A 14929-nucleotide genomic window follows, 5' to 3' on the forward strand; every position below is an offset into this window, starting at 1 on the left:
GCATTGTAAATGACCGTTTCAGCCGATACGTCGACCCCGCGCATCGCGCTCGTCGCCGGCGCGCTGGGCAGCGCGGCCGACGCCGCGTCGCTCGGTCGTGCGCTCGCGACCGGATTCGCGCAGCGCGGCTGGGACGTCGCGCTGCAGCGCAGCCCCGGCGCGCCGAGCGCGGCCGCCGACGCGCTCGGCGCCGAAGTTGCCGCGCACGGCCGCCGTGCAGTCGTGCTCGACGCCGACCTGGCCCTTGAAACCGACGCGGCCGCGCTCGTCGCCGCGTGCGGCGCGGCGCTCGGCCGGCCCGCCTGTGCGGTGTTCGTGAGTGCCTGCGCCGGTACCGACGATGTGCACACCGTAGACGGCGCATCGCTCGGTGCCGCGCTTGCGCGCAACGTGACCGCGCCGCTTGCGCTGGCCCGCGCGCTTGCCGACGCGACGCCCGACGCCGCGCGCGACGACGAGTCGCTGCGCGCGTGCGCGATCCACGTGCTGGATCAGGCCCTGTTTCATCCGGCGCCGGCGCAGCTGTCGCATGCGCTGATGCAGGCCGCGTTGAACCGCGCGACCGCCGCGCTGGCGCTGACGCTCGCGCCGAAGGTGCGCGTCGCGGCGCTCGTGCGCGGCCATGCGCCGCACGCGAACGACATCGCGGCGGCGGCCTGCTATCTCGCGAGCGCGCCCGGCGTCACGGGCGCGACGCTGACCGTCGACGGCGGCGAGCACCTGGTGCCGCCCGCCGCCGGCCCGAATGAATGAACTGCGCGGATCGCGCGGCCTGAATGCCGCCGCCCGCGCCACTTTGCGTGCGCGCACGCCAATTTGACTGGGACGACCATGTTTTCCGCTCTCCTGCACCCCCGCCTCGCGGACTGCCGCAGGCTCTACCTGCGCGACTACGAGGTGCACATCAACATCGGGGCCTTCGAACACGAGAAGCGCGGCGAGCAGCGCGTCGTCATCAACGTCGACCTGTTCGTGCCGCTCGCGCTGTCCACCCCCGTCGACGACCGTCTGCATGAAGTCGTCGACTACGACCTGATGAAGCAGAGCGTCGCGCAATGCGTGGCGCGCGGCCACATCCATCTGCAGGAAACGCTGTGCGACGCGATCGCCGCGAACCTGCTGGCGCACGACGCCGTGCGCGCGGTACGCGTCTGTACCGAGAAACCGGACGCCTATCCGGACTGCGACGCCGTCGGCGTCGAAGTCTTTCGCATCAAGGACGAGGAGCGCGCATGAACGCCCCCCACATGAACGACACGGCGGCCGATGGCGCCGCCATCGAAGCCACCGCCGCCGGCACCGGCCGCCGCGCGCTGACGCGCCGCGAGCAGAAGGAAGCGTACGAGAACAACAAGCTGTTCAAGCGGATCGTGCGCCAGGTCGGCCAGGCGATCGGCGACTACAACATGATCGAGCAGGGCGACAAGGTGATGGTGTGCCTGTCGGGCGGCAAGGACAGCTACGCGATGCTCGACGTGCTGCTGCGCCTGCGCGAGCGCGCGCCGATCGACTTCGACATCGTCGCGGTCAACCTCGACCAGAAGCAGCCCGGCTTCCCGGAACACGTGCTGCCCGAATACTTGACGCAGGTCGGCGTGCCGTTCCACATCGAGAACCAGGATACTTACAGCATCGTCAAGCGGCTCGTGCCCGAAGGCAAGACGACGTGCTCGCTGTGCTCGCGGCTGCGCCGGGGGATCCTGTACCGCGTGGCCGGCGAACTCGGCGCGACCAAGATCGCGCTCGGCCACCACCGCGACGACATCCTGCAGACGCTGCTGCTCAACATGTTCTACGGCGGCAAGCTGAAGGGCATGCCGCCGAAGCTGCAGTCGGACGATGGCAAGAACGTCGTGATCCGCCCGCTCGCGTACGTGAAGGAAACCGATCTCGAGAAATACGCGGAGTTGCGCGAATTTCCGATCATCCCGTGCAATCTGTGCGGCAGCCAGCCGAACCTGAAGCGCGCGGAGATGAAGGCGCTGATCCGCGAATGGGACAAGCGCTTCCCGGGCCGCGTCGACAACATGTTCAGCGCGCTCGCGAACGTCGTGCCGTCGCATCTGATGGATACCGGCCTGTTCCCGTTCGCGTCGTTGCGCGCGACCGGCGAGGCCGATCCGCAGGGCGACATCGCGTTCGACGAGGAGCCGTGTGCGACGGGCGACGACACGTCCACGCCGGGCGCCGCGAAGCCGATCTCGATCGTCCAGTTCGACGACCTGTAATCCGGGTCCGAACACCCGCCGGAACCGCGGCCGCGGCCTCGTTCCGGCGCTGTCGCCCCGCCGCGACAGGCCCGGAACGACGGGGGCCGCATGCTAAAATGGACGGCTTCGAACTCCTCTGACAAGCTGGCGCCATGAATATCGTGATTTTGGCGGCAGGCACCGGCAAGCGCATGCGTTCCGCGCTGCCGAAAGTGCTCCATCCCCTGGCCGGCAGGCCGCTCCTCTCCCACGTCATCGCCACCGCGCGCACGCTGCAGCCGTCGCGGCTCGTCGTCGTGGTCGGTCACGGCGCCGAGCAGGTCCAGGCCGCCGTCGCCGCGCCCGACGTCCAGTTCGCGGTGCAGGCCGAGCAGCTCGGCACGGGCCACGCGGTGCGCCAGGCGCTGCCGCTGCTCGATCCCGCGCAACCGACGCTGGTGCTCTACGGCGACGTGCCGCTCACGCGCGCATCGACGCTGCGGCGCCTCGTCGACGCCGCGCGCGACGGCCGCTACGGGATTCTGACCGTCACGCTCGACGACCCGACCGGCTACGGCCGCATCGTGCGCGACGCGTCCGGCTTCGTCACGCGCATCGTCGAGCAGAAGGACGCGTCGCCCGAGCAATTGAAGATCGCCGAGATCAACACCGGCATCATCGTCACGCCCACCGCGCAGCTGTCGATGTGGCTCGGCGCGCTGAAGAACGAGAACGCGCAGGGCGAGTACTACCTGACCGACGTCGTCGAGCTCGCGATCGAGGCCGGCTTCGAGATCGTCACCGCGCAGCCCGACGAGGAATGGGAAACGCTCGGCGTGAACAGCAAGGCGCAGCTCGCGGAGCTCGAGCGCATCCATCAGCGCAACGTCGCCGATGCGCTGCTCGTCGACGGCGTCACGCTCGCCGATCCGGCGCGGCTCGACGTGCGCGGCACGCTGCGCTGCGGCCGCGACGTGTCGATCGACGTGAACTGCGTGTTCGAAGGCAACGTGACGCTCGCCGACAACGTGACGATCGGCGCGAACTGCGTGATCCGCAACGCGTCGATCGGCGCGGGCACGCGCATCGACGCGTTCACGCATATCGACGGCGCGGAGCTCGGCGCGAACACCGTGATCGGCCCGTACGCGCGGCTGCGTCCGGGCGCGCAGCTCGCGGACGAAGCGCACGTCGGCAACTTCGTCGAGGTGAAGAACGCGGTGCTCGGCCACGGCTCGAAGGCGAACCATCTCACCTACATCGGCGACGCCGACATCGGCGCGCGCGTGAACATCGGCGCGGGCACGATCACCTGCAACTACGACGGCGCGAACAAGTTCCGCACCGTGATCGAGGACGACGTGTTCGTCGGCTCCGACACGCAGCTCGTCGCGCCGGTGCGCGTGGGCCGCGGCGTGACGATCGCGGCCGGCACGACGATCTGGAAGGACGTCGCCGAAGGCGTCCTCGCATTGAACGAAAAGACGCAGACCGCGAAGAGCGGCTACGTCCGCCCGGTCAAGAAGAAGAGCTGAACCTTTAGCGGGCGCCCGGACGGCGCCCGCGTCGACTTACAGGATTGACCATTCATGTGCGGCATTGTCGGCGCAGTTGCGCAGCGTAATATCGTTCCGGTGCTGATCGAAGGATTGCGGCGCCTCGAATACCGTGGCTACGATTCATGCGGCGTCGCCGTGCTCGAGCCTGGCGCGCCGAAGCGCGCGCGCAGCGTCGCGCGCGTCGCCGATCTCGACGCGCAGGTGCGCGAATCGCATCTCGAAGGCGCCACCGGCGTCGCGCACACGCGCTGGGCGACGCACGGCGCGCCCGTCACGCACAACGCGCATCCGATCTTCTCGTCGAACGCGCTCGCGCTGGTGCACAACGGCATCATCGAGAACTTCGAGACGCTGCGCGACGCGCTGCGCGCGAAGGGCTACGAGTTCGTGTCGCAGACCGACACCGAAGTCATCGCGCACCTCGTGCACAGCCTGTATCGCGGCGACCTGTTCGAGGCCGTGCGCGAAGCCGTGCAGCAGCTGCACGGCGCGTATGCGATCGCGGTGACGCACAAGGACCAGCCGCACATCGTCGTCGGCGCGCGCCAGGGTTCGCCGCTCGTCGTCGGCCACGGCGACGGCGAGAACTTCCTCGCATCCGACGCACTGGCGCTGGCCGGCAGCACCGACCGCTTCACGTTCCTCGAGGAAGGCGACGTATGCGAGCTGTCGCTCGACGGCGTGAAGATCGTCGACCGCCACGGCGCGCTCGCGCAGCGCGAGATCCGCGTGGTCAGCGCATACGGCGGCGCGGTCGAGCTGGGCCCGTATCGCCACTTCATGCAAAAGGAAATCTTCGAGCAGCCGCGCGCGATCAGCGACACGGTGCCGCAAACCGAAGCGTTCGACGCAACGCTGTTCGGCGAGGCGGCCCCCGCCGCGTTCGCGGACATCGACAGCCTGCTGATCCTCGCGTGCGGCACGAGCTACTACTCGGGCCTCACCGCGAAGTACTGGCTCGAATCGATCGCGAAAATCCCGACCCAGGTCGAGATCGCGAGCGAATACCGCTACCGCGAGTCGGTGCCGAACCCGCGCCAGCTCGTGCTGGTGATCTCGCAGTCGGGCGAGACGGCCGACACGCTCGCCGCGCTCAAGCACGCGCAGTCGCTCGGCCACACGCATACGCTCGCGGTGTGCAACGTCGCGACGAGCGCGATGGTGCGCCTCACCGAAATGCAGTTCCTGACGCATGCGGGCACCGAGATCGGCGTCGCGTCGACCAAGGCGTTCACGACGCAGCTCGTCGCGCTGTTCGTGCTGGCCGCGACGCTCGGCAAGCTGCGCGGGCACGTCGACGCCGCGCAGGAAGCGCAATTCCTGAAGGAACTGCGCCACCTGCCGGCCGCGCTGAACAGCGTGCTCGCGCTCGAGCCGCAGATCATCGCGTGGTCCGACGAATTCGCCCGCAAGGAAAACGCGCTGTTCCTCGGCCGCGGGCTGCACTACCCGATCGCGCTCGAAGGCGCGCTGAAGCTGAAGGAAATCTCGTACATCCATGCGGAAGCGTATCCGGCGGGCGAACTAAAGCACGGGCCGCTCGCGCTCGTCACGGAAGCGATGCCGGTCGTCACGGTCGCGCCGAACGACACGCTGCTCGAGAAGCTGAAATCGAACATGCAGGAAGTGCGCGCGCGCGGCGGCGAGCTGTATGTGTTCGCGGATGCCGACACGCACATCGTCAACGACGACGGCCTGCACGTGATCCGGATGCCGGAACACTACGGGCAGCTGTCGCCGATCCTGCATGTCGTGCCGCTGCAGCTGCTCGCGTATCACACCGCATGCGCGCGCGGCACCGACGTCGACAAGCCGCGCAACCTCGCGAAGTCGGTGACGGTGGAGTAAGCAATCGGCGCAGCGCGGTCCGGCGCGCCGACGAGACTGACGGAGAGACCATGGTAAGACTGTTTGGATGCGGATTGCTGGCGCTGAGCTTCGCGTCGACGGGCTGGGCGGCCGAGCACTACGTGGAAGTCTGGAATCCGCCCGAGGCGCGGTTGCCGGCGGCGCATGCGCCGGCCCGTACGCTGGATGCCCGTACGCCGGATGCCCGTATGCCGGCAACGCGCCCGGGTGCCGACGCGCACGCCGGCGGCAAGACCGTGGAAAAGCACGCGAGCGTGCAGCCGAAGGCTGCGGTCAAGCCTCACAAGCGCCGCGTCGCACAAGCCGTGAAAACCGCACCGCATCGACCGGCTGCCGCGACGGTCGAAGCACCGGCCGCACCGCGCCCCGTCGCGCAGCCCGCGCCGGGCCGGCTCACGGTGATGCAGCCGGCCATGCCCGACACGCCGCACGCACTCAAGTTTTCGGACATCCCTCGGCAATACACACCGGACGGCAACGTGCTGCGCGTCGGCACGAGCAGCCGATCCGCGGAGGTGACGCGATAATGGAAGCGCAGACCTATCACGGCTACCAGATCTGGGGGCATTCGATCCTGCAGCAGGATGAAATCCTGCAGCCCGAACGCTTCGCGGCCAGTGGCACGATCACGCAGAACAATCGGCTCGTCGAAGCGTCGGGCGTGCTCGGCGTGTTCGATACCGAGGACGAAGCGCGCGAAGCGGGGCTCGAATGGGCCCGCGCATGGATCGACAACCATCGCTGAACGGGCCGCGCGGCTGCGCGCGAGCCGTCAACGCAAAGACAAAGGGGCGTCGCATGACGCCCCTTTCCGCATTCTGCCCCGTCCCGCTCAGGCAACGGGCCGCGGCGGCGGCACCACCGTCCGGGGCCGGCCGACGAGTCGCGCCAGCACGACGATCGCGACCAGCGTGACGACGTACGCAACGATCTGGATCCCCGCCGGACGCGCGGTATAGCCGATCAGCGTATGCAGCGCCTTGCCGACGATGCTTGATTCCTTGAGCAGCCACGACGTATCCCAGACCGCATCGCCCCACGACGGCACGAGGCCGGCGGCCAGCAGGAAGCCGACGCACTGGCTCGCCATGCCCGCCGCGAGCAACACGATCAGCGCGTTGGTGACGGAGAACAGGCGCTTGAGCGGAATCTGCAGCAGGCCCGCATACATCGCGTAGCCAAGCCCGGCGCCGCCCAGCACGCCGAGCAGCCCGCCGGCGATCATCTGCGGCGTCTGCCCCGGATCGCCCGCCGCGATGCCGTACAGGAACAGCACGGCCTCGGAGCCTTCGCGCAGCACCGCGACACCGACGACGATCGCCAACCCCGTCAGCGGCCGGCTGCCGGCCGCGACGGCCCGGCCGACCTCGCCCATGTGCAGCGCCATCTCGCGGCCGTGGCGGCTCATCCAGATGCAGTGCCACGCCAGCATCAGCGTCGCGACGAACATCACGCCGGCGTTGAACACTTCCTGCCCCATGCCGGAGGCCCACTGCGAAATCACGTCGGCGAACGCGGCGATCAGGCCGGCGCCGATCACACCGCCGGCAAGCCCGCCGCCGACCCACCAGCCGCGCGTCGGCACGCCCTTCGTCGCGGCCATCACGATCGAAACCACCAGCGCGGCCTCGAGCACTTCACGAAAGACGATCAGAGCGGTAGACAGCATGGCGATATCCGCTTATTTGACGGTGAGGTGCGTCTTCGACTGCGCTTCGTGATACTCGTCGTGGAACTCGTAGGTGCCGGCCTTCAGCGGCCCGACGAGGATCTCGACCGACTTGCCGGCCGGCACGACCTTCTCCGCCTTGAAATCGTCGCTTTCGAATTCCGCGGGCGTCGCATCGAGGTTCTTCACGACGAACTTCACCTTCTTGCCGGCGGGAATCGTCACGCCGTCCGGCGAAAACTTGTGGTCCTTCAGCGTCAGGTTGACGATATCGTCGGCGGCAAATGCGGACGTTGCAGATGCGCCCAGCAGGGCCAATGCGAAACCGAAAGCGAAGCGATTCATACGGGTAACGAAATGAAATATCGAGGGGAACCGATAGTAAGATCGATTCGCATTTCCCTCTCCGAGTACCCTTACTGGCTTCATGGGCATCGTGCATCATCATGATCACACGCGCCTTGTCGTGCAAGGCTTCGCCAGATTTCGCCGACAATACTCGACCGTCAATCAGGAAAAATTCGGACTGACGTGCAGGGACGAATTGAAATTCGTCTGACTTCAGCTTTACAAAATGCTTGTGCGGTGCCGAGGGCATCGAACGTGCTTGACCTTCCCACCATGGCAAGCTTCATGCTGGTGACGCTTGTCAATCGCCCATCACCCAGGAGAACACGATGGAATTCGAAGTCCAGGACATGACCTGCGGCGGCTGCGCCAACGCCATCACGCGCGCCGTGACGGCAGCAGACCCCACCGCGAAGCTCGACATCGACGTGGCCGCGAAGACGGTCAAGGTGGAATCGGCGCAAGGCGCCGAACGCGTGCAGTCGATCATCGAAGCGGCGGGCTTCCACCCGGCACTGCGCTCGGCCTGACGCGCGCGGGCGCGGCGCCCGCCGGCACCGCGCCCGCACACCGGCCGCGTCAGCGCAGCCGGATCAGCGTCGACTTCAGCTCGGTGTACTTCTCGAGCGCGTGCAACGACTTGTCGCGGCCGTTGCCCGACTGCTTGTAGCCGCCGAACGGGAAGTTCATGTCGCCGCCTTCGTCGTAGCAGTTCACCCACACGGTGCCCGCCCGCAGCCGGCGCGACACGTCGTGCGCGGTCGTCAGGCTGGACGTCCACACCGCCGCCGCGAGCCCGTACTCGGTATCGTTAGCGATCCGAACCGCCTCGTCGACATCGTCGAACACGATCACCGACAGCACGGGGCCGAAGATCTCCTCGCGCGCGATCTTCGCGTCGGGCTTCACTTCGAACACCGTCGGCTCCACGTAGAAGCCGCCGGTCTCCTCCTTCACGCGCGCGCCGCCCGTCACCAGCGTGCCCTCCTTGCGCCCGGCATCGATGTAGCCGAGCACGCGCTCGAGCTGAATCCCGTCGACGATCGCGCCCATCGATACCGCCGGATCGAGCGGGTTGCCCGGCACGTACGCGCGGGCGGCCGCGACCAGCTTCTCGATGAACGCATCCTTGATGTCGCGATGCACGAGCAGGCGCGAGCCGGCCGTGCACATCTCGCCCATGTTGTAGAAGATCGCGCCGGCCGCGGCCTGCGCGGCGCGGTCGAGATCCGGACAATCGGGCAGCACGATGTTCGGCGACTTGCCGCCGAGTTCGAGCCATGCGCGCTTCAGGTTCGACTGCGCGGCGTACTGCATGATCAGCTTGCCGACTGCGGTCGAGCCAGTGAACGCGATGCAGTCGACGTCGCGATGCAGCGCGAGCAGCTTGCCCGGTTCGCCCGCGCCCGGCACGACGTTGAACACGCCGGCCGGGATGCCGGCCTCGTATGCGAGTTGCGCGACACGGATCGCGGTCAGCGGCGATTTCTCCGACGGTTTCAGCACGACGCTGTTGCCGGCCGCGAGCGCCGGGCCGAACTTCCATGCGGCCATCAGGATCGGGAAGTTCCACGGCACGACGGCCGCCACCACGCCGACCGGCTCGCGCGTGACGAGGCCGACGAGATGATGGTCGGCCGGCGCGACTTCGCCGCCGACCTTGTCGATCGCCTCGGCGAACCATTCGACGCAATACGCGGCGCCCGGCACGTCGACCGTCGTGGTATCGCCGATCGGCTTGCCCGCGTCGAGCGTCTCGAGCAGCGACAGTTCGTCGAGATGCTCGCGCATCAGTGCGGCCCAGCGCAGCAGCACGGCCTTGCGCGCGCGCGGGTTCAGTCCGGCCCACACGCCGGCGTCGAACGCGCGGCGCGCGGCCGCGACGGCGGCGTTCACGTCCGCTTCGCCGCAATCGGCCACCTTCGCGAGCACGCGGCCGTCGATCGGGCTCACGCAGTCGAACGTCCTGCCGCCGTGCGCGTCGCGCGACGCGCCGTCGATGAATGCGCGCCCTTCGATCGCGAGCGACGCCGCCTTGTCCTGCCAGTCAGCCAAAGTCAACTTGTTCATCAGGATGCCTCAATTGTCGTGGCATTCGCGCTGCGGCACGCCGCGCAACGGCAAGACTGCCGGCGGCGAATGCGGTGATGCGGGCTCAGAAGGTGGCCGGCGAATTCGCCGACACGACCTCGCAGAGCTGTTCCGCGCTGGGATTGCGAAAACGGTGCGGCAAGCGGCTTTCGAAGTAGTAGCCGTCTCCGGGATCGAGCAGCCAGGTCGCGCCGTCGACGGTGAGCTCGAGCCGGCCCGACACGACCACGCCGCCCTCGTGCCCCGCATGCACGAGCATCTCGGGCCCCGTGTCGGCGAGCGGCTGGTAGATCTCGCGCATGATGCACATGTTGCGATCCTTCACGCCCGCGCCGACGAGATGAAACGCGAGCGCGTCGTTGCCGAGGTTCGGCATCTCGTCACGGCGCGATACGACCGAGCGCGATTCGACGAGTTCGAAGGTGAAGAACTCCGCGAGACTCATCGGAATGCATTCGAGCAGTTTCTTCAGCGAGCCGACCGACGGGCTCACGCGCCCCTGTTCGATCAGCGAGATCGTGCCGTTGGTCACGCCGGCCCGCTTCGCGAGTTCGCGCTGCGACAGACCATGCTTGTTGCGCACGAAACGCAGGCGCTCGGCGACTTCGGTGGACATCGATTCGGTTTCGGACACGATAGGAGTGCGGTGAAAAAGTGAAACGACGCGTTGGACGGCATGACGCAGCCGTTGAATATTCTAATCACTTTATGCCGCACATCAGCGGGGAAAACCCTGAAAGGCGTTCGAAATAATGAACACCTCATGAGCCATTCCATTTGCGAATGTTTTGTTCGGAGTGCCTCGGGAAAGCCCTGACACGAGACCGTCAAAAAACATTTGACGCCGTTTTTGGCTCGTATATGCTGGCTCTCAGGTCAGCGTCATTGACCATTCATCGGCACCGAAAAACGTTATTGCAACGTAGAAATTGATGCCCATCAATGTAAATGACACAGGCCCGGCACCTCGATTATTTTAAACGCCTCGCGCGCTGAAACGATCAGGTGTTCAATACTTTCAACAAACCAGTCGAGTGTAATCGTGAGAGTCCGTGGCCCTCTGGTGAGGTGGGATCGAGGCGATGTGCGAAGTTTGCGCAGCGCTGCTCCCGCTTCCGATGGCAGTTGCGGCTGGCATAGTCCTCGCCTGCTGCATCTGTCGATCTACACCATCCTGTCCCGTCGTTCCGTTCGCCGTCACAACGCCGTTTCCGCGCGCGCGTTCGTGGCCGTCGATACCGACGGAGTCGCTTCGCTGCTGCCATAGCGCCTCTCCTCCTTTTCTTGTCGTTCGTTTCAACTGCCTGCTCGTCAGCCGCGTCATCCGCGCGGTGACGGAACGCGTTCGCGCATCCATTGCCGCGTCGCGCAGCGCAACGAAGCGAACGACAGCCTGACCGTCGCGCGCAGCGCGGATCGCCATGCGAACCCGTTGCGCCCATTCACCAGCGGCCTTGCGCATTTCGCCAGGCCGCGGGGCCGTGTCGCGCCTGCGTTTCGTGATTTTCCCGCGCAATGCACGTCGCAGCCCTATGGACAACTGATTGACGTCATGGAAAGGAAACCCCTCGTCGGCCTCACCGCCGACTTCACGCAGATCGGCGCCCATGCGTCGCATACGGTCGGCGACAAGTACGTCGCGGCGATCGTCGACGGCGCGCACGCGCTCGCGATGGTGCTGCCCGCGCTCGGCGATCGCCAGTCCGTCGACGACGTGCTCGCGACGGTCGACGGACTGTTGTTTACCGGCAGCTATTCGAACGTCGAGCCGCACCTTTACGGCGGCGCGCCGAGCGCGCCCGGCACGAAGCACGATCCCGCACGCGACGCGACGACGCTGCCGCTGCTGCGCGCGGCGATCGTCGCGGGCGTGCCCGTGCTGGCCGTGTGCCGCGGCTTCCAGGAGCTGAACGTCGTCTGCGGCGGCACGCTGCATCAGCGCGTGCACGAAGTGCCGGGCCTCGCCGATCACCGCGAGGACGACGATGCGCCGATGGACACGCAATACGGCCCCGCGCACATCGTGCGCCTGACGCCCGGCGGCCTGCTGCACACGCTCGCCGGCGGCCGCGACGACGTGCACGTGAACTCGCTGCACAAGCAGGGCATCGCGCAGCTCGGTTCGGGCCTCGCCGTCGAAGCCGTCGCACCGGACGGCCTGATCGAGGCCGTCAGCGTCGTCGATGCGCCGGCCTTCGCGCTCGCCGTGCAATGGCACCCGGAATGGCGGCATGCGCATGATCCGCTGTCGAGCGCGATTTTCCGCGCCTTCGGCGATGCATGCCGCATGCGCCGCAACGCCCGCACGCGCGCCGCGGCCGCCGCCGCGCTCGCCTGAGCGCGCCGACCCACATAACGAGAACAGACATGCAAGACATCGAAGACTTTCTGAAGCAGCACCGGATCACCGAAATCGAAGCGATCATTCCCGACATGGCCGGCATCGCGCGCGGCAAGATCACGCCGCGCAACAAGTTCACGTCCGGCGAATCGATGCGGCTGCCGCAGGCCGTGATGGTGCAGACGGTCACCGGCGAGTACCCGGAAGACGGCTCGCTGACCGGCGTGACCGATCCCGACATGGTGTGCGTGCCCGACACGTCGACCATTCGCCTGATTCCGTGGGCCGTCGATCCGACCGCGCAGGTGATTCACGATTGCGTGCATTTCGACGGCTCGCCCGTCGAGATCTCGCCGCGCTACGTGCTGCGCCGCGTGCTCGACCTGTACAAGGCGAAGGGCTGGAAGCCGGTCGTCGCGCCGGAGCTCGAGTTCTACCTGGTCGACATGAACAAGGACCCGGACCTGCCGCTGCGTCCGCCGGTCGGCCGCACGGGTCGCCCCGAGACGGGCCGCCAATCGTATTCGATCGAGGCCGTCAACGAGTTCGACCCGCTGTTCGAGGACATCTACGAGTACTGCGAAGCACAGAACCTCGACATCGATACGCTGATCCACGAAGTCGGCGCCGCGCAGATGGAGATCAACTTCATGCACGGCGACGCGCTGTCGCTTGCCGACCAGGTGTTCCTGTTCAAGCGCACGGTGCGCGAGGCGGCGCTGCGGCACAACATGTATGCGACGTTCATGGCCAAGCCGATGGAGGGCGAACCGGGCTCCGCGATGCACGTGCACCAGAGCATCGTCGACGAGGAGACGGGCCGAAACCTTTTCACGTCGCAGGAAACGGGCGGCGCGACCTCGGTGTTCTACAACTACCTCGCGGGGCTGCAGAAATACACGCCCGCATTGATGCCGATCTTCGCGCCGTACATCAACTCGTACCGCCGGCTGTCGCGCTTCATGGCCGCGCCGATCAACGTGCAGTGGGGCTACGACAACCGCACGGTCGGCTTCCGCATCCCGCATTCCGGGCCGGCCGCGCGCCGCATCGAGAACCGGCTTCCGGGTGTCGACTGCAACCCGTATCTCGCACTCGCCGCGACGCTCGCGGCCGGCTATCTCGGCATGACGCAGCGTCTCGAACCGACCGAGCCGCTCGTGAGCGACGGCTACGACCTGCCGTACCAGCTGCCGCGCAACCTCGAGGAAGGGCTCACGCTGATGGCCGCGTGCGAACCGCTCGGCGAGATTCTCGGCCACAAGTTCCTGAAGGCGTATTTCGCGCTGAAGGAAACCGAATACGAAGCGTTCTTCCGCGTAATCAGCTCGTGGGAACGCCGCCATCTGCTGCTGCACGTCTGAGCGTGCACACGACCGAATACGGAATCACGGAGGAAACATGACTTACCGCAACGAATCTGCATGGATCCAGCCGGCCGCCCCGGCCGCCGCACCGCGCACGACGCAGGCACGCTCGAGTGCCGAATACCGCGCGCTCGACGCCGCGCACCACATCCACCCGTTTTCCGACATGGGTGCGCTCAATCGCGCGGGCAGCCGCGTGATCGTGAAAGCCGACGGCGTCTACCTGTGGGACTCCGACGGCAACAAGGTCATCGACGGGATGGCCGGCCTCTGGTGCGTGAACGTCGGCTACGGCCGCAAGGAGCTCGCCGATGCCGCATATCGCCAGATCCAGGAACTGCCGTTCTACAACACGTTCTTCAAGACCACGCACCCGCCGGTGATCGAACTGTCAGCGATGCTCGCCGAAGTCACGCCGGCCGGCTTCAACCACTTCTTCTATTGCAACAGCGGCTCGGAAGGCAACGACACGGTGCTGCGTCTCGTGCATCAGTACTGGCGCGTGCAGGGCAAGCCGCAGAAGAAGTATGTGATCTCGCGCAAGAACGGCTATCACGGTTCGACGATCGCCGGCGGCACGCTCGGCGGGATGGGCTACATGCACGAGCAGATGCCGTCGAAGGTCGAGCACATCGTGCACATCGACCAGCCGTACTTCTTCGGCGAAGCGCAAGCCGGCGAGACGCCCGAGGCGTTCGGCCTCGCGCGCGCGCAGCAGCTCGAGGCGAAGATTCTCGAACTCGGCGCGGAGAACGTTGCCGCGTTCATCGGCGAGCCGTTCCAGGGCGCGGGCGGCGTGATTTTCCCGCCGTCGACGTACTGGCCGGAAATCCAGCGGATCTGCCGCAAGTACGACATCCTGCTGGTGGCCGACGAAGTGATCGGCGGCTTCGGCCGCACCGGCGAATGGTTCGCGCATCAGCACTTCGGCTTCGAGCCGGACCTCATCACGATGGCCAAGGGCCTGACGTCGGGCTACGTGCCGATGGGCGCGGTGGGCATCCACGAGCGCATCGCGCGCCCGATCATCGACAACGGCGAATTCAATCACGGCCTCACGTACTCGGGCCATCCGGTCGCGGCGGCGGTGGCGGTCGCGAACCTGAAGCTGCTGCGCGACGAAGGAATCGTCGAGCGCGTGAAGCACGACACGGGCCCGTACTTCCAGGCGCTGATGCGCGAAACCTTCGCGCGTCACCCGATCGTCGGCGAAGTGCACGGCCACGGAATGGTCGCGAGCCTGCAGCTCGCCGAGTCGCCCGCCGAACGCCGCCGCTTCGCGAACGGCGGCGACGTCGGCACGATCTGCCGCGACTTCTGCTTCAACGGCAACCTGATCATGCGTGCGACCGGCGACCGGATGCTGCTGTCGCCGCCGCTCGTGATCTCGCGTCAGGAAATCGATGAACTCGTATCGAAGGCGAAGAAGGCCGTCGATGCGACCGCCCAGCAACTGGGCCTTTCGTAACGACTTTGCCTACAGGCGTGCGGCGGGC

16 protein-coding genes are annotated in these 14929 nt (G+C 66.9%); 12 read left to right on the forward strand and 4 right to left on the reverse strand.

Translation table 11 applies throughout. The annotated features are described in order from the left end of the window. The first annotated feature begins 9 nt into the window (after positions 1 to 9). From WI26_RS14375 to WI26_RS14405, 7 genes are all read left to right on the forward strand, one after another. Entirely contained in the window at positions 10 to 753 is a 744-nt protein-coding gene (locus WI26_RS14375) for an SDR family oxidoreductase (RefSeq protein ID WP_069226243.1), read from the forward strand. A gap of 78 nt (positions 754 to 831) precedes the next feature. Continuing rightward, positions 832 to 1236, forward strand: a complete 405-nt coding sequence (locus WI26_RS14380; protein ID WP_059450683.1) for a dihydroneopterin aldolase — start codon at positions 832 to 834, stop codon at positions 1234 to 1236. Continuing rightward, positions 1233 to 2228 carry a tRNA 2-thiocytidine(32) synthetase TtcA gene (ttcA, locus tag WI26_RS14385; RefSeq protein ID WP_069226244.1) on the forward strand — a complete coding sequence of 332 codons (996 nt, stop codon included), beginning with the start codon at positions 1233 to 1235 and terminating at the stop codon, positions 2226 to 2228. The genes WI26_RS14380 and ttcA overlap by 4 nt, the downstream gene beginning before the upstream one ends. A 134-nt stretch (positions 2229 to 2362) precedes the next feature. Next, complete coding sequence (gene glmU, locus WI26_RS14390; RefSeq protein ID WP_059465827.1) at positions 2363 to 3724, forward strand: bifunctional UDP-N-acetylglucosamine diphosphorylase/glucosamine-1-phosphate N-acetyltransferase GlmU; 1362 nt, start codon at positions 2363 to 2365, stop codon at positions 3722 to 3724. Between the two features lie 54 nt (positions 3725 to 3778). Further along, entirely contained in the window at positions 3779 to 5596 is a 1818-nt protein-coding gene (gene glmS / locus WI26_RS14395; protein WP_069226245.1) for a glutamine--fructose-6-phosphate transaminase (isomerizing), read from the forward strand. A gap of 50 nt (positions 5597 to 5646) precedes the next feature. Continuing rightward, a complete protein-coding gene (locus WI26_RS14400; RefSeq protein WP_069226246.1) occupies positions 5647 to 6144 on the forward strand; it encodes a hypothetical protein in 498 nt (165 codons plus the stop codon). After that, positions 6144 to 6362, forward strand: a complete 219-nt coding sequence (locus tag WI26_RS14405) for a hypothetical protein (protein WP_059450688.1) — start codon at positions 6144 to 6146, stop codon at positions 6360 to 6362. The genes WI26_RS14400 and WI26_RS14405 overlap by 1 nt, the downstream gene beginning before the upstream one ends. Positions 6363 to 6449: 87 nt before the next feature. Here the strand turns inward: WI26_RS14405 and WI26_RS14410 are convergent, their stop codons facing one another. Both WI26_RS14410 and WI26_RS14415 read right to left on the reverse strand, forming a co-directional pair. Next, positions 6450 to 7286: an FTR1 family iron permease gene (locus WI26_RS14410; protein WP_059465824.1), complete on the reverse strand. Its 837-nt coding sequence runs from the start codon at positions 7284 to 7286 to the stop codon at positions 6450 to 6452. Between the two features lie 12 nt (positions 7287 to 7298). Next, positions 7299 to 7631 carry a cupredoxin domain-containing protein gene (locus tag WI26_RS14415; RefSeq protein ID WP_060322081.1) on the reverse strand — a complete coding sequence of 111 codons (333 nt, stop codon included), beginning with the start codon at positions 7629 to 7631 and terminating at the stop codon, positions 7299 to 7301. A gap of 332 nt (positions 7632 to 7963) precedes the next feature. On the opposite strand from WI26_RS14415, the gene WI26_RS14425 reads away from it, so the two are divergent. Further along, positions 7964 to 8164, forward strand: a complete 201-nt coding sequence (locus WI26_RS14425; RefSeq protein ID WP_059540466.1) for a heavy-metal-associated domain-containing protein — start codon at positions 7964 to 7966, stop codon at positions 8162 to 8164. Between the two features lie 49 nt (positions 8165 to 8213). Here the strand turns inward: WI26_RS14425 and WI26_RS14430 are convergent, their stop codons facing one another. Together WI26_RS14430 and WI26_RS14435 are read right to left on the reverse strand one after the other, a co-directional pair. Further along, positions 8214 to 9704, reverse strand: a complete 1491-nt coding sequence (locus tag WI26_RS14430) for an aldehyde dehydrogenase (RefSeq protein ID WP_059540465.1) — start codon at positions 9702 to 9704, stop codon at positions 8214 to 8216. Positions 9705 to 9789: 85 nt separating this feature from the next. After that, positions 9790 to 10341: a cupin domain-containing protein gene (locus tag WI26_RS14435; protein WP_014895828.1), complete on the reverse strand. Its 552-nt coding sequence runs from the start codon at positions 10339 to 10341 to the stop codon at positions 9790 to 9792. A gap of 468 nt (positions 10342 to 10809) precedes the next feature. Here WI26_RS14435 and WI26_RS31265 point away from each other — a divergent pair, with 468 nt between their 5' ends. From WI26_RS31265 to WI26_RS14450, 4 genes are all read left to right on the forward strand, one after another. Further along, positions 10810 to 10992, forward strand: a complete 183-nt coding sequence (locus WI26_RS31265; RefSeq protein ID WP_081051547.1) for a hypothetical protein — start codon at positions 10810 to 10812, stop codon at positions 10990 to 10992. A gap of 285 nt (positions 10993 to 11277) precedes the next feature. Beyond that, positions 11278 to 12063 (forward strand): gamma-glutamyl-gamma-aminobutyrate hydrolase family protein, encoded by a 786-nt coding sequence (locus WI26_RS14440; protein WP_059540464.1) that lies wholly within the window; start codon positions 11278 to 11280, stop codon positions 12061 to 12063. A gap of 29 nt (positions 12064 to 12092) precedes the next feature. Continuing rightward, entirely contained in the window at positions 12093 to 13430 is a 1338-nt protein-coding gene (locus tag WI26_RS14445; protein ID WP_059465918.1) for a glutamine synthetase family protein, read from the forward strand. A gap of 37 nt (positions 13431 to 13467) precedes the next feature. After that, positions 13468 to 14901, forward strand: a complete 1434-nt coding sequence (locus tag WI26_RS14450; protein WP_069226247.1) for an aspartate aminotransferase family protein — start codon at positions 13468 to 13470, stop codon at positions 14899 to 14901. Positions 14902 to 14929: the final 28 nt, after the last annotated feature.

The sequence above is a fragment of the Burkholderia diffusa genome, from assembly GCF_001718315.1.
Taxonomy (GTDB): Bacteria; Pseudomonadota; Gammaproteobacteria; order Burkholderiales; family Burkholderiaceae; genus Burkholderia; species Burkholderia diffusa_B.

Bases quoted from the DNA above. Each gene is read 5' to 3' on its own strand.
- WI26_RS14445 (WP_059465918.1), top strand. From the start codon at position 12,093: ATGCAAGACATCGAAGACTTTCTGAAGCAGCACCGGATCACCGAAATC.
- WI26_RS14440 (WP_059540464.1), top strand. From the start codon at position 11,278: ATGGAAAGGAAACCCCTCGTCGGCCTCACCGCCGACTTCACGCAGATC.
- WI26_RS14380 (WP_059450683.1), top strand. From the start codon at position 832: ATGTTTTCCGCTCTCCTGCACCCCCGCCTCGCGGACTGCCGCAGGCTC.
- glmS (WP_069226245.1), top strand. From the start codon at position 3,779: ATGTGCGGCATTGTCGGCGCAGTTGCGCAGCGTAATATCGTTCCGGTG.
- WI26_RS14415 (WP_060322081.1), bottom strand. From the start codon at position 7,631: ATGAATCGCTTCGCTTTCGGTTTCGCATTGGCCCTGCTGGGCGCATCT.
- WI26_RS14450 (WP_069226247.1), top strand. From the start codon at position 13,468: ATGACTTACCGCAACGAATCTGCATGGATCCAGCCGGCCGCCCCGGCC.
- ttcA (WP_069226244.1), top strand. From the start codon at position 1,233: ATGAACGCCCCCCACATGAACGACACGGCGGCCGATGGCGCCGCCATC.
- WI26_RS14435 (WP_014895828.1), bottom strand. From the start codon at position 10,341: ATGTCCACCGAAGTCGCCGAGCGCCTGCGTTTCGTGCGCAACAAGCAT.
- WI26_RS14375 (WP_069226243.1), top strand. From the start codon at position 10: ATGACCGTTTCAGCCGATACGTCGACCCCGCGCATCGCGCTCGTCGCC.
- WI26_RS14430 (WP_059540465.1), bottom strand. From the start codon at position 9,704: ATGAACAAGTTGACTTTGGCTGACTGGCAGGACAAGGCGGCGTCGCTC.
- WI26_RS14425 (WP_059540466.1), top strand. From the start codon at position 7,964: ATGGAATTCGAAGTCCAGGACATGACCTGCGGCGGCTGCGCCAACGCC.
- WI26_RS14410 (WP_059465824.1), bottom strand. From the start codon at position 7,286: ATGCTGTCTACCGCTCTGATCGTCTTTCGTGAAGTGCTCGAGGCCGCG.
- WI26_RS14405 (WP_059450688.1), top strand. From the start codon at position 6,144: ATGGAAGCGCAGACCTATCACGGCTACCAGATCTGGGGGCATTCGATC.
- glmU (WP_059465827.1), top strand. From the start codon at position 2,363: ATGAATATCGTGATTTTGGCGGCAGGCACCGGCAAGCGCATGCGTTCC.
- WI26_RS14400 (WP_069226246.1), top strand. From the start codon at position 5,647: ATGGTAAGACTGTTTGGATGCGGATTGCTGGCGCTGAGCTTCGCGTCG.